Annotated in this window: 16 protein-coding genes; 9 read left to right on the forward strand and 7 right to left on the reverse strand. The window is 57.3% G+C overall.

Features of this window, described 5'->3' with window-relative positions:
- Nucleotides 1-20: 20 nt before the first annotated feature.
- The 5 genes from AC6IZD_RS05475 (at nt 21) to AC6IZD_RS05495 (ending at nt 2,824) form a co-directional block, all read left to right on the forward strand.
- On the forward strand, nt 21-473 hold the full coding sequence (locus tag AC6IZD_RS05475) for a hypothetical protein (protein WP_497786677.1): 453 nt from the start codon (nt 21-23) through the stop codon (nt 471-473).
- A complete protein-coding gene (locus tag AC6IZD_RS05480; protein WP_497786678.1) occupies nt 466-909 on the forward strand; it encodes a chemotaxis protein CheW in 444 nt (147 codons plus the stop codon). Before AC6IZD_RS05475 ends, AC6IZD_RS05480 begins: the two co-directional genes overlap by 8 nt.
- Complete coding sequence (locus AC6IZD_RS05485; protein ID WP_497786679.1) at nt 906-1,679, forward strand: DUF4388 domain-containing protein; 774 nt, start codon at nt 906-908, stop codon at nt 1,677-1,679. Before AC6IZD_RS05480 ends, AC6IZD_RS05485 begins: the two co-directional genes overlap by 4 nt.
- On the forward strand, nt 1,676-2,509 hold the full coding sequence (locus tag AC6IZD_RS05490) for a response regulator (protein ID WP_497786680.1): 834 nt from the start codon (nt 1,676-1,678) through the stop codon (nt 2,507-2,509). Before AC6IZD_RS05485 ends, AC6IZD_RS05490 begins: the two co-directional genes overlap by 4 nt.
- Nucleotides 2,510-2,641: 132 nt before the next feature.
- Complete coding sequence (locus AC6IZD_RS05495) at nt 2,642-2,824, forward strand: hypothetical protein (protein WP_497786681.1); 183 nt, start codon at nt 2,642-2,644, stop codon at nt 2,822-2,824.
- 108 nt (nt 2,825-2,932) lie between these two features.
- Here the strand turns inward: AC6IZD_RS05495 and uvrB are convergent, their stop codons facing one another.
- On the reverse strand, nt 2,933-4,921 hold the full coding sequence (uvrB, locus tag AC6IZD_RS05500; RefSeq protein WP_497786682.1) for an excinuclease ABC subunit UvrB: 1,989 nt from the start codon (nt 4,919-4,921) through the stop codon (nt 2,933-2,935).
- A gap of 177 nt (nt 4,922-5,098) precedes the next feature.
- Between uvrB and AC6IZD_RS05505 the strand changes: the two genes are divergently transcribed.
- Nucleotides 5,099-6,079: a TlpA family protein disulfide reductase gene (locus AC6IZD_RS05505; RefSeq protein WP_497786683.1), complete on the forward strand. Its 981-nt coding sequence runs from the start codon at nt 5,099-5,101 to the stop codon at nt 6,077-6,079.
- Between the two features lie 174 nt (nt 6,080-6,253).
- Here the strand turns inward: AC6IZD_RS05505 and gltA are convergent, their stop codons facing one another.
- The 3 genes from gltA to AC6IZD_RS05520 form a co-directional block, all read right to left on the reverse strand.
- Nucleotides 6,254-7,708, reverse strand: coding sequence for an NADPH-dependent glutamate synthase (gene gltA, locus AC6IZD_RS05510; protein WP_497786684.1), 1,455 nt, complete (start codon nt 7,706-7,708; stop codon nt 6,254-6,256).
- Nucleotides 7,701-8,585 carry a sulfide/dihydroorotate dehydrogenase-like FAD/NAD-binding protein gene (locus AC6IZD_RS05515; RefSeq protein ID WP_497786685.1) on the reverse strand — a complete coding sequence of 295 codons (885 nt, stop codon included), beginning with the start codon at nt 8,583-8,585 and terminating at the stop codon, nt 7,701-7,703. The genes gltA and AC6IZD_RS05515 overlap by 8 nt, the downstream gene beginning before the upstream one ends.
- Before the next feature lie 132 nt (nt 8,586-8,717).
- Complete coding sequence (locus AC6IZD_RS05520) at nt 8,718-9,437, reverse strand: HAD family hydrolase (RefSeq protein ID WP_497786686.1); 720 nt, start codon at nt 9,435-9,437, stop codon at nt 8,718-8,720.
- A gap of 134 nt (nt 9,438-9,571) precedes the next feature.
- Here AC6IZD_RS05520 and AC6IZD_RS05525 point away from each other — a divergent pair, with 134 nt between their 5' ends.
- The 3 genes from AC6IZD_RS05525 to AC6IZD_RS05535 all read left to right on the forward strand — a co-directional run bounded on the left by AC6IZD_RS05525 (nt 9,572) and on the right by AC6IZD_RS05535 (nt 14,712).
- Nucleotides 9,572-11,743 carry an alpha-ketoacid dehydrogenase subunit alpha/beta gene (locus tag AC6IZD_RS05525; RefSeq protein ID WP_497786687.1) on the forward strand — a complete coding sequence of 724 codons (2,172 nt, stop codon included), beginning with the start codon at nt 9,572-9,574 and terminating at the stop codon, nt 11,741-11,743.
- Nucleotides 11,744-12,045: 302 nt separating this feature from the next.
- Entirely contained in the window at nt 12,046-12,735 is a 690-nt protein-coding gene (locus tag AC6IZD_RS05530) for a class I SAM-dependent methyltransferase (protein ID WP_497786688.1), read from the forward strand.
- Nucleotides 12,736-12,999: 264 nt separating this feature from the next.
- Complete coding sequence (locus tag AC6IZD_RS05535; RefSeq protein WP_497786689.1) at nt 13,000-14,712, forward strand: AMP-binding protein; 1,713 nt, start codon at nt 13,000-13,002, stop codon at nt 14,710-14,712.
- A 161-nt stretch (nt 14,713-14,873) separates the two neighbouring features.
- Here the strand turns inward: AC6IZD_RS05535 and AC6IZD_RS05540 are convergent, their stop codons facing one another.
- From AC6IZD_RS05540 to AC6IZD_RS05550, 3 genes are all read right to left on the reverse strand, one after another.
- Complete coding sequence (locus AC6IZD_RS05540) at nt 14,874-15,629, reverse strand: DUF4097 family beta strand repeat-containing protein (protein ID WP_497786690.1); 756 nt, start codon at nt 15,627-15,629, stop codon at nt 14,874-14,876.
- Nucleotides 15,630-15,744: 115 nt separating this feature from the next.
- Nucleotides 15,745-16,569, reverse strand: coding sequence for a glycosyltransferase family 2 protein (locus AC6IZD_RS05545; RefSeq protein ID WP_497786691.1), 825 nt, complete (start codon nt 16,567-16,569; stop codon nt 15,745-15,747).
- A gap of 336 nt (nt 16,570-16,905) precedes the next feature.
- Nucleotides 16,906-18,468 (reverse strand): sigma 54-interacting transcriptional regulator, encoded by a 1,563-nt coding sequence (locus AC6IZD_RS05550; RefSeq protein WP_497786692.1) that lies wholly within the window; start codon nt 18,466-18,468, stop codon nt 16,906-16,908.
- Between the last annotated feature and the right edge of the window lie 170 nt (nt 18,469-18,638).

Raw genomic sequence — 18,638 nt, forward strand, 5'->3', positions numbered from 1 at the left:
GGTTTTTCGCGGCGGAAGAAGTGAGCGAACGTCGTCCAGTATTTATCTCGCGCCCGGCCAAGCCCGCGCCAACAACGGCTGGTCCGGTGATCCTGTTTACAGCCGGAGGGCGTCGCTTTGCGGTTGAGGCCAGTGAGGTTGAGGAGATTCGGGATCGTGACGATCGTGCCGCGATTCGCAAACTAAAGGAACCCGGCTCCATCGATTTTGCCCGCTTAGTTGGGCTCGGAGCGGGGATACTGGAGAGGTACGTCGTACTAAAGCCCGGAGACTGCTCTCTAGGCGTGACTGAGATTGAGCGAATGACTGCTCTGCCCAGAGTGGTGCCGCTTCCCGGGTTGTTCCGCGGATCGGAGCGCCAGTGGTATCGCGGCCTGTTGTTGCTTGAGAACGATGTTGTACCGCTCGTTAGAACCGAGTATTGGCGCAAAGTTGCCGCAGGTTTGCGTGGTTTGGGAGTGGCGCATGAATGACACAACGCGGTTCGTGATATTCCCGCTTGGCGATGAGCGCTTTGCGCTTGATTCCAGCCATGTTCGCGAACTGATCATGCCGACCAGTCTTTATTCGTTCCCGCATACCATGGCATCTCTTGCCGGGGTATTGGTTCGGCGCGGTTCGGTGATTCCTGTTTGCGATCTGCGCGAAGCGTTCGGGCAGCCGGGCAAATGCAGCTTCTACGTGGTGGCTGAGTGCAATTACGCTGGGCGTACCGAAACTGTCGCAATCCCGGTCTCGGGTGATTGCGAACTGGTTCAGGGGGAGCGGGGCGAGGCGGAGGATAAAGTGACTTTCGTCGCTGGACTGTTGTACACCCGTGGTACAACGGTGCCGCTGCTCGACCTCGATCAGGTTGTGGCACACTGCATTCAACCCGTCCACTCGTTGGCGAGGGAGAGTAATCGATGAGTACCCCACGAGCTCTCAATCAGCGCATCCTCGTGATTGACAGCAACGTTTTTTTTGCGCGGCGCCTGACAGATGCGTTGAAGGCACAAGGGTTCGAGGTCACGCACAGCACCCAGGCCTCCTATGCTCTGACGATGCTCGAGTGGGACGCGCCCACCGCGATACTCTGCGCCACAAATCTGCGCGAACTGAGTGTGTTCGACCTCCCGCGGATACTCCACAACGACGCCGCCACGGCAAACATTCCCATCCTCGCCATGGGCGATGGAGGCGATCAGGCTCTCATGGAAGCCTTCCGCGCCGGATGCGATGACTACATTGACCGCCGCCGTGGACCTGAAAACATTGCCTCCCAAGTACGTACATTCCTGTTGAGCCGTGCCGAGGGATTCCATCCCACGCAGATGCTTGAGCAGGAGCAAACGGTGCTCGAAGGAAGCCTCTCGCACCTCGATCTTCCCGGTGTCATCCAGATGCTCGCTCATTCGCGCCAGTCCGGTGGACTGTATATCAATGCCGAGGGGCTCGACGCCACCATCTTCATGAAGCGTGGCGAGCTTCGTCATGCTGAGGTTGGCGAAATCATCGGTGACGAGGCTGTGATCAAAATCATCAAAAGCTGCAACGGACAGGAACGCGGGGTTTACAAATTTGTGCCCGGCTCGCTGGCCACCACCCGGACAGTTTTTCGGTCCGTGACCGAGTTGATGCTGGACGCGCTGCGCGAAATCGATGAAGAACGCGCAGCCAACGACGGAGGATATAAATGAGCGCGAAGCCAGTCGTGTATTTCATCGACGACAGCGCGACCATGCGCGAGGTGATCAAGATCGCCTTCCGGCGCGAAGATCTCGAGGTCATCACTTGTCACGACGCCAGCAGCGCCATGGACCTGATGGACCATAACGCGCCTGACGTCGTTATCACTGACGTCATCATGCCCGGTCGTGATGGATACGAGGTCTGCTCTTACATAAAGCAGCACCCCCGTTTTGCGCTTACGCCTGTCATTCTGATGTCGGGAGTGGTCAACAAGGGCGTAGCCGAACGTGCATTTGCCGTTCGCGCTAACGAGCTGATTCGCAAGCCTTTCCAGCCGCAGGATCTTATCGCCCGTGTTCGCCACCTGCTCTCGGTTCCTGAGCCTGAGCCAGCGAACTCCCGTGTACAGCAGCAGGATGCCAGTGCTGTTTTGAGCAGCATTTTCAGCGGCCCTGTGCCGCCACGCAACGGTCATGGAATGCCCCCGCGCATGAACGGACCTGTCCCGGTTCCGCCGCGCAGTACAGGAGCACGTCCAGCTCCGCCGTCCATTGCAGCCACCGTGGCAGCCACATTGCAGCCTCCGGTTGTTGCTCCGCCGATCTCGATTCCCGGCGCCCAGATTACCGGAGCGGCTCAGCTTCCGGTGCCGCCGCCGCAACCCGGCCGCGTGCCTGCTCCTCCCATTCCTGGCAATTCGTCGGAAGTGGGCAAAATGCGCCTTGAGATTCTGCGACTGCACAGCCAGATCAAGAAGTTGGAGATGGAGCTAATGGCCGAGCGTGAGTACACCAAGGCTCTGGAGCAGCACGTCACCTCACTTCAAGAAGCTGAGTAGGATTGGATCGCTCGATTAGCCCGGACTAAGGTTCTTTTTACCGATGCAGCATCTTGCTTGCCCGGGAACTTAGAACCATAATGCCTGCCGCCCAAATGTCGCCCGATTGACATTCGGCGCGGAGGCAAGTGAATGGAAAGAACCCGGAATTCATCAGTAAAGCTGCCCATCGTGGCCTGTAAGGTGGGCGAAGATCTCGTCGAAGTCCAATACAAGAATCGAACGGCTTATATCTACAAGGATTCGCCAAGTGCGCAACAGACTTTCAGCGCGCTTGAAGCCTTGTCGCATCCAGAGCGCAAGCTAGCTGCATAACGAAGAGCGAGCAAAAAATGGGCACATGGCCCATGTACAAGAAAGAGAGCGAGGAGTGGCACATGGCCCCTCAACGCTCTTTCCTTTTTGCCCAGAATTTCCAGCTTTCTACGAGAACAGAAACTCCTTTATACGAAGTTCCTTGACCGCATCTCTCAACTTTGCAGCGCGTTCAAACTCGAACTTCTTCGCCGCCTCGCGCATATCCTCTTCCATCTTTGCGATGAACGCATCGAGTTGCTCCTGTGATTTGAACTCCGGTACGCCGTTGCTCTCCACCGGAACCTCGGCATAATCCGCCTCGATCACATGTGCCAGCGACATATCGGCCGAGCGTCCCACCGTCTGCGGAATGATCCCGTGCTCCTCGTTGTATGCCTCCTGAATCGCCCTGCGTCGATCCGTCTCGCCAATCGCGTGCTTCATCGAGTCAGTCATCCGGTCGGCATAGAGAATCGCCCGTCCTTCGACGTTCCTTGCGCAACGTCCAATGGTTTGAATCAGCGACCCAGTCGAGCGCAGGAACCCTTCCTTGTCCGCATCCAGCACCGCCACCAGCGACACTTCCGGCAAGTCCAACCCTTCGCGCAGAAGATTGATACCAATTAGCACATCGAATTCGCCTTTGCGCAGATCGCGAAGAATGTTGATGCGCTCCAGCGTCTCGATCTCCGAGTGCATATATCGGCACCGCACTCCCACCTCGCTGTAGTACTCTGCCAAGTCTTCCGCCATGCGCTTCGTCAGAGTAGTTACGAGTACGCGCTCATTCTTCTCCACTCTCGCTCGAATCTCGTGCAGCAGGTCGTCAATTTGCCCCTTCACCGGACGCACCTCGACCTGCGGATCCACCAATCCTGTCGGACGAATGATCTGCTCCACCACTACGCCGCTCGACTTCGTAAGTTCATACGGCCCCGGCGTGGCGCTCACATAGACCACCTGGTTCACTCTCGCCTCAAATTCCTCGAACGTAAGCGGACGATTATCCAGCGCGCTCGGCAGTCGGAAACCGTAGTCGATCAGGTTCTGCTTGCGTGATCGGTCGCCATGCCACATGCCTCTTACCTGTGGCACTGTCTGATGCGACTCGTCCATGAACAGCAGATAGTCCCTCGGCACATAATCCAGCAGTGTTGGTGGAGGTTCGCCCGGCAGCCTTCCCGTGAAATGGCGCGAGTAGTTCTCAATGCCGTGGCAGTATCCCATCTCCTTGATCATCTCCAGATCAAATCGCGTGCGCTGGTGAATGCGCTGCGCTTCCACGATCCTTCCCTGATTCTCAAGCTCCTTCTCCCACCACAACATCTCCTGCACAATGGTGTCGATTGCGGAGGACTTCGTCTCCGGCTTCATGACATAGTGCGACTTCGGATAGATCGGCAGCCGCTGATATTTCTGCTTCACCGTCCCAAACAGCGGATCGATCTGCGCCAGCGTGACTACCTCATCACCCCACAGCTCAATTCTGTATGCGCTGTCATCGTAAGTAGGGAAGACCTCAATGACGTCCCCCCTGCATCGGAACGTGCCGCGCTTGAAGTCGCCTTCCGTGCGCTCATAGAGGATCTCGACCAGCTTGCTTGTGATGTCCTTGCGCTTGATCTTCTGTCCCTTCTCCAGGAACAGCAACATGCCGTAATACGCTTCCGGAGAACCGAGGCCGTAGATGCAGCTCACCGAGGCGACGATGATGCAGTCCCTCCGCTCAAACAGCGAACGCGTCGCGCTCAGCCGCAACTTGTCCAGCTCATCGTTGATGGTCGATTCCTTCTCGATGTAAATATCGCCCGCCGGAATGTACGCCTCCGGTTGGTAGTAGTCGTAGTAGGAAACGAAGTACTCCACGGCGTTCTGCGGGAAGAAGCTCTTGAACTCGTGATAGAGCTGCGCCGCCAAGGTCTTGTTGTGCGCCATCACCAGCGCCGGACGCTGACAGGCCTCAATCACCTTCGCCATCGTGAAGGTCTTGCCCGAGCCCGTCACTCCGAGCAGTGCTTGATGCTTCTCGCCTTCGTCCAAGCCACGCATAAGCTGGTCAATCGCGCTGGCCTGATCGCCCTGAGGTTTGTAGTTGCTTTGAACTTTTAATTCCATGATTTCGGCGGGAGCCCCACTCCCAGCGAGTTCCAGCCGGCTCCCAGTGAGCGACGGAGGACTCTGGATATCTCTCGATTATAGCGTGAGGCGCAATTCTGGCTAATTTCGGGCCTTTTCTACTGCCCACCAACAATTTACCATCGTAAACAGACACAAACCTTTCGGACCTTCATCATGCGGATTGCGTTCCTCGTCGCGGTGCTCGGGCTACCTGTTCTGCTGTTTTCGCAGGAGCAAGCTTTTGAATCCAACTCTCATTACTCCGCCGCGCAGTCTGCCTACATCAGCGGAGATTACCCACACGCAGCCGATGAATTCGAGAAGGCCAACGCCGACCTAAACGGCCATTGCTCGCCCTGCCTCGCCATGGCCGCCCGCGCTCGCGGACGCTTCGGAGACCAGCAAGGCGCCGCCCTCGCTGAATCCGCCCAAGCGCTCCAGATCGCCAGCACCCCCGCCGAACGCGCCCTTGCTCACGTCCAGCGCGGCTCCATCTACCTCGAAACCCGCAAGAGCCCTGCCGACCTCGTCGCTGCTGAATCCGAAGCCCGTGCCGCCCTTGCCGAGAATTCCGAAAGCCTGGAAGCGCGCATCCTTCTCGGCCTCTCCCTCCTCCGTCAGGGCAAGTTCGACGACGGACTCCGCGAACTACAATCGCTGGCCAGCTCTCCCGACCTCGACAGCGGGTCGCGCGAAATGATCCGCCACTGGATCGACAACCCCAAATCACAGCGCCTCGAGTTCGCTCCCGAATTCCATGTCACCACCATCGACGGCCAACAGCTTTCGCTATCGGATCTGAAAGGCAAAGTCGTTCTCCTTGATTTCTGGGCCACTTGGTGTCCGCCATGCCGCGCCGGAATTCCCGAACTCAAGCGCCTTCGAGACGAATACAAAGACCGCCTCGTCATCCTGAGCATCAGCGTTGATGAGAGCGCACCGAAATGGCGCGACTTCGTGACTGCCAACGAAATGACTTGGCCCCAGACTCGGGACAGCGACGAAAGCCTCAGAATTCTCTTCGCCGCCAACGTCTGCCCCACCTACCTGCTGCTCGACCGCTCTGGAGTCGTGCGCCTCCGCATCAACGGCATGGATCCCGAAGCCTCGATCACCTCACAACTCTCCACCGGCCTGAAAATGCTCCTGCCCTGATCCCAGCGCCAGCCCGTTCGGCTGGGTCGGTCGAATCTTGGCCCTAGCTTTTGCTGTTATCTAGAGCTGTCATCCTGAGCGAAGCGAAGGACCCCTACCCCCCACCTCCGAACTTCGATCCCAAAAAGAAAAAGCCCCACTCCTCATCAGAGTGGGGCCGTGCTGAAAGCGCTCTTACACGGACGCCTGCGTCTCCCAGACTCCCGTCGTCAAATACTCATGAATCGACGCCGCAGCTTTTCTTCCCGCGCCCATCGCCAGAATTACCGTAGCGCCGCCGGTCACAATGTCGCCTCCGGCAAACACGCCGCGCTTCGAAGTCCGCGTTGTCTCCGGATCTGCCGTAATGTAGTTCCGCGAGTTGGTCTTCAGATCAGGTGTCGTGCTCTGGATCAACGGATTCGCCGTAGTGCCCAGTCCGATAACTGCGAGATCGGCTGGCATCACAAACTCTGATCCCTCGATCTCCACTGGACTGCGACGTCCGCTCGCATCTGGCTCGCCTAGTTCCATCCGAACGCAACGCGCTCCCGTCAGCCAGCCCTTTTCGGTGCCGACGAACTCCAACGGGTTCGTAAGCATACAGAACTCTACGCCCTCTTCCCGCGCATGCTTCACTTCTTCTTTGCGCGCGGGCATCTCGTCCTCGGAACGCCGATAGACCAGCGTTGCCGTCTTCGCGCCCAAGCGTTTCGCCGTGCGCACCGCGTCCATCGCCGTATTGCCGCCGCCGACCACGATGACGTTCTTATCGCGGCAGTTATAAACCGGCTCATCGTACTGATCCGGCAGATACGCGCGCATCAGGTTCACACGCGTCAGGAACTCGTTTGCTGAATACACCCCGTTCAGGTGCTCGCCGGGGACCCCCATGAACTTCGGCAGTCCCGCGCCAGTCGCTACGAACACGGCATCGTACTTCTCGTCTTGCATGAGCTCGTCGATGGTCACGCTCTTCCCAACCACGACATTTGTCTCAAACTCCACGCCCATCTTGCGCAGGTTTTCGACCTCTCCGCGCACAATGGTTTTCGGCAGCCTGAATTCAGGAATCCCATACACCAGCACGCCGCCCAACTCATGCAGAGCTTCGAACACGCGTACGCGATGTCCCTTCTGAATTAGGTCGCCCGCCGCCGAGAGTCCCGCCGGTCCACTGCCCACAATCGCGACACTCTTGCCCGTAGCCGGAGCCTTCGGCGGTAATCCCAACTGGCCGCTCTCGCGCTCATAGTCCGCGACAAAACGTTCCAGATTTCCAATCGCGATCGGCTGGCCCTTCTTGCCCAGGATGCATCCACCTTCGCACTGCTTCTCCTGCGGACAGACCCTGCCCGTGATCGCGGGTAGAGCATTATCTTCGCGAATCTTTGCCGCCGCTTTCAGATACTCACCGGCATAGATCAGGTCCACGACTTCCCGAATCTTCACTCCCACAGGACACTGCAATACGCATCCCGGCTTCGGGCATGCAATGCAGCGCGTCGATTCGGTTTTTGCGTCGTCGACTAACAATCCGCAGTTCACTTCTTCAAAGCAGCGGCTGCGCACCGCCGGATCCATCTCCGGCATATGGGTACGTGCAATCTTCATGCGCTCGCGATTCGGCAGAGTGTTCGTCTCAGGCATGGGCGGCCTCCTTCTTGGCAAACTGAGCCCTAACCTGGGCCAACTCCTGTTCCTTGTTCTCTTCAAACCGCTTGAGCGATTCGCATTCCTTCTCGCGATAAATCGTGTTGCGCTGCATCAGCACTTCAAAGTTCACAATCGATGCGTCGAATTCCGGTCCATCCACGCAAGCGAACTTGCTCTGGCCGCCCAGCAGCACGCGGCACCCGCCGCACATCCCCGTGCCGTCCACCATGATCGAGTTCAAGCTCACAATCGTCTTGATTCCCAGCGGCACCGTCACCTGAGCAACAGCTCGCATCATCGGAACCGGTCCGACCGCCAGCACATGGTCGATCTTCGTTCCCGCCGCGAGTAGGTCGTTCAGCTTTTTCGTGACCAGGCCTTTTTCGCCATACGTGCCATCGTCGGTCATGATGTACGTTTCATGACTCGCCTCGCGCACTTCATTCTCAAACACGACCATCTCCACATTGCGCGCGCCTTCGATGAAGATGACGTGGTTCCCGGCCTTCTTCAGCGCCAGCGCCGTCGGCAGAGCCATCGCCGTACCCACGCTTCCGGCGATGATCGCGACCGTGCCGAAGTTCTCGATTTCCGAAGGCTGTCCCAGCGGCCCAACAATGTCCATGATGTAGTCGCCGGCTTCCAGACAACTCATCAGCGAAGTTGTCTTGCCAATGGCCTGCACCGCGAGCGTAATCGTCCCGGCTTCAGGATCGGACGCCTTGAGCGTCAGTGGAATGCGCTCTCCGTTCTCATGCAGGCGAAGGATGACGAACTGCCCTGGTTTTTGCTTGCGGGCAATCCGTGGTGCCTCAATGACGAACTGCTTGATTTTGAAGCCCACATTGCGGGCGTCCACGATCTTGTACATGTATGAGTGCTCCAGCAATCGCAGATATCTAACACACAGAAATACGCACGCATTCCAAAAGGGCGCACTGCGGCAACCCTCGTGGCGCGAACGCAATAATCCTGCTATTTACCTTTACTAGAGTAGCCGTTTTCAGCCGGAAATGATACCTGTGTTGCTGCCGGAATATGTACCTAGACCAAGCACTTCCAGCAGTTCCTGAGGATGGTCAATCATCACGTCTGGAGGGTGAATCCGCAGTGAATCCGGTGACAATCCATAACTTACGCCGACCGAATACATTCCCGCGTTGTTCGCGGTCAGCACGTCGTTCTGCGAATCGCCAATCATGACCGCCTGCTCTGGATTTACGTCGTGCTCTTGCAGCAGAACTTTCGCTCCGTGGGGATCTGGCTTTTTGGTAGGGAAGCTGTTGCCGCCGTAAATCTGGGACATGAATGGTGCGATATTCAGACCTTCGCAAATTCCACGCGATGGGTTCACCGGCTTATTCGTCAGCACAGCCATCTTGATACCGCGCTCGCTGATTGTCTTCAGGGTTTCCGGCACGCCCGGATACACGTTCGTGTAATCCAGCTTGTGCTCGCGGTAATAGGCCATGAAGTATTCCAGTGCGCTTGCGACCAGCGGCTCATCTTCCGGGTCGCCCAGAGCTCTGCGAACCAGCATTGGAGCGCCATCGCCGATGTAACTGGCCACCACCGGAATCGGCAATTCAGGACGGCTCAAATGCCGCAGCATCGCATTTACTGAATGCGCCAAGTCAAGTTCGCTGTCCACCAGCGTACCGTCCAGATCCCACAATAGAAGCTTGATGTCCTCAGCAGGTATCGCTCGCGTCGTCTGAATCATCTCCAATTCAGTATATGTCGTTGGCAGGAACGCACGAAGCGCACGCTCAACTTTCATTTACAATAGAGGTTTGGCCGTAACCTGTACGCGTGCATCCAAGAGAAGCGGCCGGGAATTCAGAAGAGGGAAGTCGAATGCCGTTGAAAGTAGCGCAGACGGAGCCATCCGCCACAATAGAAAAGACTTATGAGGGACTAACCCCCCAGCAACTTATCCAGATGTACCGGCTCATGTACCTCTCGCGCCGCATCGACGACCGTGAAATCATGCTCAAGCGACAGCAGAAGATCTTCTTCCAGATCTCCTGCGCCGGCCACGAGGCTCTCCTCGTGGCTGCTGCCGCGCACCTCCGTCCGAGCTACGACTGGTTCTTCCCCTACTATCGTGACCGTGCCCTGTGTCTCTCCCTCGGAGTAACACCTACCGCCATGTTGATGCAGGCCGTTGGAGCTGCTGCCGACCCAGCGTCCGGCGGACGGCAGATGCCTTCTCACTGGGGAAGCCGCGAGCACAATATCTTCAGCACCTCGTCTCCCACCGGAACCCAGTTCCTCCAAGCCGTAGGCTGTGCCGATGCCAGCCGATACCTGCACCGCCATCCCGAAGCCGCTGCCGATGCTGAGGGTGATTACCGTCAGTTCAAGCACGTTGAGCATCATGCCGACGAGCTCACCTACGTCTCCACCGGCGAGGGAACTACCTCTCAGGGCGAGTTCTGGGAATCGCTGAACACCGCGTCCAATCGTAAGCTGCCGGTGCTCTACCTCGTCGAAGACAACGGCTATGCAATCTCCGTCCCGGTGAAGTACCAAACTGCGGGAGGCAACATCAGCCGCCTTGTTGCCAACTTCCCCAACTTCCATTTCGAAGAGGTCGATGGCACTGACGTGCTCGCCAGCTATGCTGCCGTGCGCCGTGCGGTCGAACACATTCGCGCAGGAAACGGGCCCGCACTCGTTCACGGACACGTCATCCGCCCCTACTCTCACTCGCTTTCCGACGACGAAAAGCTCTACCGTCCCGAGATCGAGCGCAAGAAGGACGCTGAGCGCGACCCAATTGCCAGATTGCAGAAGTTCCTCATTGCCGAAGGCATTCTAGACACCGCCGCAGTCAAGAATCTGCAGCGCGACGTCGATGCTGAGGTGCAGGAAGCAGCCGACGCTGCTCTCGACGCATCTTTCCCGGAGAAGGACAGCTACGCGCTCCACGTCTATTCGGACGACATCAAACCCACGGCGTCGAACTTCGAGACCTCTCCCGCCACCGAAGGCGGCGACCGCACCATGGCCGACCTCATCAACACCTGCCTCGGCGACGAAATGCGTCGCGACCAGCGCATCGTGATCTTCGGCGAAGACGTTGCTGACTGTTCCAACGAGGAATACCTCGAAGACAAAAAGCTCAAAGGCAAAGGTGGAGTCTTCAAGCTCACAGCCGGACTGCAGCGCGAATTTGGTTCCGACCGCGTCTTCAACTCGCCGTTGGCCGAAGCGAACATCGTCGGACGCGCCGTCGGCATGGCCACCCGCGGTCTCAAGCCTGTGGTCGAGATTCAGTTCTTCGATTACATCTGGCCAGCAATGCACCAGCTTCGCAATGAGCTTCCCCTCGTTCGCTGGCGCTCAAATGGAGCCTGGTCCTGCCCCGCTGTCGTTCGCGTCGCCATCGGTGGATACCTCACCGGAGGCGCCGTATATCACTCGCAGTGCGGCGAGAGCATCTTTACCCACACGCCCGGAATGCACGTCGTATTCCCGTCCAACGCACTCGATGCCGCTGGCCTCCTGCGCACCGCAATCCGTTGTGACGACCCCGTGCTCTTCCTCGAACACAAGCGTCTGTATCGCGAACCCTTCGGACGCGCACCTTATCCAGGTCCGGACTTCACCATTCCGTTCGGCAAGGCGCGCATCTGGAAAGAGGGAACCGACGTCACAATCGTTACCTACGGAGCGACCGTTCCTCGCTCTCTCCAAGCCGCTCAGCGCCTCGAACGGGAGCACGGAATCAGCGTCGAGGTTCTCGACCTCCGCACCCTGAATCCCTACGACTTTGAGGCCATCGCCAAGTCAGTAACAAAAACGAGCCGTGTCCTTGTCGTCCACGAAGACATGCAGAGCTGGGGCTACGGAGCAGAAATCGCCGCCCGCATCGGTACCGAGCTGTTCGATAAACTCGACGCTCCTGTCCGCCGCGTAGCTGCTAAGGACACCTTCGTCGCCTATCAACCCCAGATCGAAGACGTCATTCTCCCCCAGGCCGATGACATCTTTGAAGCGGTGAAGAGTTTGCGGGCATACTAATTCGTCGACGTGCCCCACTCAACATTTCTTTCGTTGAGTGGGGCTTTTGCCCTTGCTATTGCAGTTGTTCTTGTTCTTGCAGTTGTTCTTGTTCTTGCAGTTGTTCTTGTTCTTGCAGTTGTTCTTGTTCTTGCAGTTGCTCTTATTCTTGCAGTTGTTTTTGAGGTGTCATCCTGAGCGAAGCGAAGGATCCCAGCGCCCATCTCGTTCTCCACTGCGGCCTGAGGTCACCAACTACCGCCCGGGTTTTGACCTTGCTGTCGCCCTTGCATTTGCCTTTTTGAATCCGAACGAGGTGCTCCATGACCGAGTCATCCAACCAGCAACTTCGCGAAGAGTTCAACCAGTGGGCCGCTGACGGCCGTGGTGAAGAGATGGAGGCGCACCACATCTCCATCGCGACCCAAACCATCGACCGCATGAAACTCGCACCCGGAGACACCGTTCTTGATCTCGGCTGCGGTGCGGGATGGGCCACGCGCCTGATGGCTCCCAAAGTCGCCCCCAGCCTTGTTTACGGCGTTGATGTGAGCGACCAAATGATCGAGCGGGCCATCGCTGGCTCGCAGAACGTCCCAAACACTCGCTTCATGACTGGCTCCGCCGAAGACCTCCCCCTCGACCACGGCACCGTTACCAAAGTCCTTTCCATCGAGAGCTTCTATTACTACGCCGACCAGCACAAAGCGTTGCGCGAACTCTACCGCGTCATGACCGCCGATGCTCGGATGTTCATTCTTATCAACCTATACCGCGACAATCCCTACTCGCTACGCTGGGTCGATGAACTCAACGTCTCCGTCCAGGTCCGCAGCGAAGCCGAATACCTCATTCAGATCACCGAAGCGGGATTCGATAACGCCCGCGCAGAACGCATTCCAGACCTCACACCCACGCCTAATGAATACAGTGGCAAGTGGTTCGCCAACGCCGACGAACTCCGCGACTTCAAACGCATCGGCGCCCTCCTCCTCACCGCCACCCGTCCCTAAGTGCCTAAATCCGAGGGCGCCCCATCCTAAACTCGCGCTTTCCGTGAGTTTAGGGTGGGGTATTTGACGTTGTTCTTGCCCTTGCTCTTCTCTTGCTCTTGCTTTTGCCTTTACTCTTGCATTCCGGTGTTATCCCGAGCGCAGCGAGGGACCTCTACCCCACCTCTCCTCAACTGGAAAATTCCTCCCTCTTCTGCCATAATCCCTCCCCGCCAGTGGGGATGGCCCGTGCACCACTACGTCTCCCCACACGAGGTGCCCTAGATGACTACTCCTGCCATTGGTGGTACGGCTCACGAACAGTTCAAGGCAGCTCGCGATCTTCTGCTGCGTTACCGCGAAGACTACGATTCGGCTTACTCGCAATTTCAGTGGCCCTTGTTGCAGCAGTTCAATTGGGCACTCGATTGGTTTGACGTAATTGCCCGCTGCGAGCGCCGCAATCAAACCGCATTGTGGGTCATGCACGAATCCGGCAGTGAAGATCGGCTCACCTTTGCCGAACTCTCGTCACGCTCGTCGCAGATCGCCAACCATCTCCGCTCCCTAGGTGTGCGGAGAGGTGACCGCCTTCTGCTCATGCTCGGCAACGTGCCGCAGCTATGGGAATCGCTTCTCGCCTGCATGAAGCTCGGAGCCGTTGTGATCCCAACTACAACGCTTCTCACCCCCGATGACATCTCCGACCGCATTTTGCGGGGCGGTGTGCGACACCTGATCGCCGCAGCCGAAATGGCTCCCAAGTTCAGCCACGTCACGGGCCTGACTTGCATCTCCGTCGGAGGCTCATCACCAAGCGGATGGCATAGCTTCGAAGCCGGATACGCGCAGCCGGCCGAATTCACTCCCGACGGCCCTACGTACGCCTCCGATCCCTTGCAGCTCTATTTCACTTCCGGCACGACCAGCAAGCCCAAGGTCGTCATGCACACCCACGCGAGCTATCCCGCCGGACACCTTTCCACCATGTACTGGATCGGAATCAAGCCCGGCGACATCCACTGCAATTTGTCGTCTCCCGGATGGGCCAAACACGCGTGGAGCTGCGTGTTCTCGCCGTGGAACGCCGAAGCCACTGTCTTCGCCTTCAATCAGCCACGCTTCCAAGCTGCCTCGCTGCTTAACGCTCTTGTGAAGGCGGAGGTCACCACCTTCTGTGCTCCACCCACTGTCTGGCGCATGCTTTCGCAGGAAGATCTCTCCTCCTACCAAGTGAAGTTCCGCGAGCTTGTCAGCGCGGGAGAGCCGCTTAATCCCGAAGTTATCGAGCGTGTGCGCGATGCTTGGGGCATCACCGTTCGCGACGGCTACGGACAAACCGAAACCACCGCGCAGCTCGGAAACTCCCCCTCACAGCCTCTCAAACTCGGTGCCGTCGGTCGCCCCATGCCCGGATACCGCGTTCAACTCATGGATGTAAACGAGCAGGAAGCCCCCGAAGGTGAGCTCTGCATCCGGCTCGATCCTCCACCTCTCGCCCTCATGCCCGGCTATCAGGACGATGCCGGACACATTCAGCCGCTCACCGGAGACCTCTACCACACCGGCGACGTCATGTCTCGCGACGACGATGGCTATTACACCTTCGTAGGCCGCGCCGACGACGTCTTCAAAGCGTCTGACTACCGCATCAGTCCCTTCGAACTCGAAAGCGCGCTGGTCGAGCACCCCGATGTTGTCGAGTGCGCCGTCGTTCCGTCGCCCGACCCCATTCGCACCGCAATCCCAAAGGCCTTTATCATTTTGCGCAATGGCGTCGAGCCCTCGCGCGAAATGGCACTTTCCATTTTCCAGCACATCCGGAGCGTGCTCGCTCCCTACAAACGTGTCCGCCGCATTGAGTTCTCCGAATTGCCCAAGACGATTTCCGGCAAGATTCGGCGCGTGCAACTGCGACGCGCCGAAGCCGAACATGTGCAGTCTGGCACACGCCCAAGCGTGGAATACCGCGAAGAAGATTTTCCGGAACTCCGCTGAATTGATTTGAACCAGGCGCCCCACATATGCCTTCCTCTGGCACATGTGGGGTATGCGAAACGCACGCATCCTCGCTCTTAAGTTGTCATCCTGAGCGCAGCGAAGGACCCCTACCCGCAAACATCATCCACCGGCCGCAGAGGTTTCTCAGATACCCGTTGCTAGCTCTTTCTCAGATGAATGCTGCCATTCACCGTTTCCACTTCGATCAGCGCGCCGCCCGAACCCAGCGTAGTGTTCACGCTTGCTCCCGGCCCGTACTGTGGCTTATTCACCGTCATCGGTAGATCCGAATGAATGCTGCCCGTCACGGTGTTCATCTTGACGCGGGCATTGATCGAGGCCGGAACACTCACCGTTACTGTGCCGTTCACAACCTTCACTCTTACATGGTCTTTCATTCCGTTGTTCAGCGTCGCCTTTACGTCGCCATTGACGGAGGCAAGATCCAGTTCGCCTGCAGTGTTCCACACGTCAACTTTCCCGTTCACCGTCTTGGCTCTGACTACTTCTTTTGTGCCGTCCACGCGAACGTCCCCATTGACGGTCTCCACAGCCTGCAGCTTCACTCCTCTAGGCACATGAATCGTGTACTCCACGCTCGCGCCGTTATTGCTGTACGGAGGATATTTTGTGCTGACATCTACCGAATGCCCGCTGCCTGCGACTTCAATGCGTGCGTCACGCAATTTATCGGCGGAGTTTGCGGTCTTCACAGCATCGATCTGCACTTCGTTCTTGTCCCATGCAGAGACGTTCACGTTGCCATTCACGTTCTTGACCGTGAAGTTTCCGCTGGCATCCATTGCCACCGTCTTATGAAACTCTTCGTGTACTGCGGCGCGCGCAGGCAATGCGGCCAGCGTGACTACCATGACAGGCGCCATCAATAGCGCCCCGATTCGCGAATTCAGCATCGTCTTCCTCTCTTCTGTCGAGCACGGCCGTAGTGGCCCGCATATGCCCTCTGTTGGTATATGTGGGGTGTGCAAAAAGCCTGCATCTACACCAGTACAGCCGGATTGGAGAGGACTAGAAGAACCTGTAGCGGAACAGATGATAAGTAGCTGCCAGCCCATCCACCCAGCTGATCTTCTTGCCCTCTGCATACGTCCGCCCGTGATACACGATCGGCACTTCATAGATACGTGCGCAGGTCTTGGCAAGTTTCACCGTCAGCTCAGTTTCCAGACTAAATCTCTCACTTTCGAGTGCAAGAGAGTCAAGGACATCGCGGCGAATCACCTTGTAGCAGGCAGTAACGTCGTTCAAGGCAAGGCTGGTCAACATATTGCAAAGGATGGAGAAAGCGCGGTTCAGCAGGTACCGATAGTACCTCGGAACCCGGTGCGCTCCGGGATGAAAGCGGTTTCCAAACACCGCGTCTGCGTGTCCGTTCAGAATGGGGCTTAACAGGGCCGGGTAGTCTGCCGGATCATATTCCAGATCGGCGTCCTGCATGAGCACGAGCTCTCCCTTGGCCTGTTCGAGAGCTGTTCTGATCCCCGCGCCCTTGCCGCGATTACAGTCATGCAGCAGAACTTGCACCGTATCGCTCGAGTCTTGGCAGAATTCATCCCAGTCGACGCTTTGCAGCAACTCCCGCGTGCCGTCTGTTGAGCAGTCATCAACCACAATAACTTCTTTCGCCAACGGCGAAGTGTCTTGCTGCAGCACCTTTTCCAAGAGCGCTAATACTGTCTTTCGCTCGTTATACACCGGGACGATGATGGTCAACGTGCGATAGAACGAACGCAGCTCAATCGTCGTAGGATCAAAGCTTGCAATCCGTTCCGGCGCGAGTACCTGCGCAAGCTGCAATTCGGTTCCAGCAGCTTGCGCCGGAATGGAATCCATCTGCGAACTTCGTTCTCTTGTAACGTGACTCGACTGCCTCGCGAGGTGTTTCGATCTCAATCATCTACCCCCACAGAATGGAGTAGTGAATCTCGGTCGCATTCGAGTGGACTCGGACGGCACACCGTGCCAATGCAGAAATAACGATTTTTACTCAAGTTGCGGGACGTCCTGCAGTTGATAAATACCAACAAACGTTTGGATGCAGGATCGCCCTCTGGTTCCGCCTGCTGATTCAGCTCAACAAGATCGGATAAAACCATTCACTCGGGATTGCCCTGATTGGATTTCAACAGTGGGAGGTAAGTACTAAGGTCGCCCGGAAACAACAGTGCTTCAGAGTTCTTCGCGTGTGATTCCTAGCCTACGCATCCGCGCATTGAGAGTAGTGCGCTTTAGTCCAAGCCGCGATGCCGCCCCATTCATGCCTCCGATGACACCGTTGCATTCGCGCATCACTTTCAGGATGTACTCTCGCTCTTTCGCTTCCAGCGTCTCTGAGTTTGCTCTCTGCGGTTTGCGCAATTCCGTCAGGGGAACCTGAAGCGTTGTTCCCCGCGACACAATGACCGAGCGTTCGACAAAATTCTCCAACTCGCGAATGTTCCCCGGCCAATCGCATTGAGTTAGGTAATCCATCACGTCCTGCGGAATCGCATCGATTCGCTTACGCATGCGCGCGGCATATTTCTTGACGAAAAACCTCACCAGCAGCGGAATGTCCGATCGCCGTCCAGATAGCGGAGGCAAGTTGATCGGAAACACGTTGAGCCTGTAATACAAATCCTGTCGGAACTGCCGTTCTTCTATCAGCTCTAGCAGATCGCGATTCGTCGCAGCAATCACCCTTACATCCACCTTCAGGGTGCGTGAGCTGCCAAGGCGTTCAAACTGCTGCTCCTGCAATGCTCTCAACAGCTTCGGCTGCAACTCCAGCGGAATATCGCCAATCTCGTCCAGCAGCAGCGTCCCTCGGTGTGCCAGCTCAAATCGTCCAATCTGCTGCGAGATCGCTCCCGTGAACGCACCACGCTCATGACCAAAGAGTTCGCTTTCCAGCAGCCCTGTCGGCACCGCTGCGCAGTTGATCTTTACAAATGTGTGCTCCCGGCGCTGGCTCCTTTCGTGAATCGCCCGGGCGACCATTTCTTTGCCGGTGCCCGTCTCGCCAATAATGAGCACGCCCACGTCTGTCGGTGCTACGGTCTCAATCTGCTCAAGTACCTGCCGCCACTCCGCACTCTCTCCAACCATCTCCTCTGGATGGTGCTCGGCGCGAATCTCATCCTGTAGGTAGGTTTTTTCCTTAGCCAACTGTTCTTTCAATTCGCGAATTTCGCGGAACGCCAACGCGTTTTCTACAGCGATCGCGATCTGTCCCGCCACCGTAGTCAGAGCCGCCATGCCTTCCTGGTCGAATGTCGCCGCCGCCCGATTGCCCACACACAGAACCCCCAGGCACCGGTCGCCTCTGATCAGTGGCACCCAGCACGCTGACTGAATGCCTTCCTCAATCAGCCATCCCGTCACGTCGTTTGGAAACTGTTCTTCGTAGAGATTGTCCACCACGAGGGGCTTCCGCTCGATGAACGCAAGCCCAGTCGGCGAGCCCGTTACCTTGAAAACAGTCTGTTCATGCAGCACGCCCTTTCCTTGCGGAAAGTCCAGCGCATGAATGCGAAATTCGTCTTTTGCGGGATCGTAAAGGCACAAACTCGAATAGTCGTGCCGCACCACGCGCCCAATTGCCGCAGAGATTGCATGAAACAGGGAAGGGAGCTCAAGATTCGAGACCAGCGCATTGTTCACTTCGAGCAGCAGTTGCAGATGCTCGCGATCACGTGCCAACACTTCGGCATTCACCAACTGCCGCGCTAGTTTCTCTCCCGTGGTTTCCATCCGTTACCTGCTGACCTGCTTAGTGGTGACGTTATATTGTCACGCTGTGACACAGTATTGTCACGCGTCACCTGCACCGCCGTACACCAACGAGCTGCAACATCCCCGACCTCTTCCTTTTCTGGAACTTACAGTCCCTTCGCCGCTGCGCTCGAATTGGCCTCTCGCGT

The sequence above is a fragment of the Koromonas humicola genome (genome assembly GCF_059726255.1).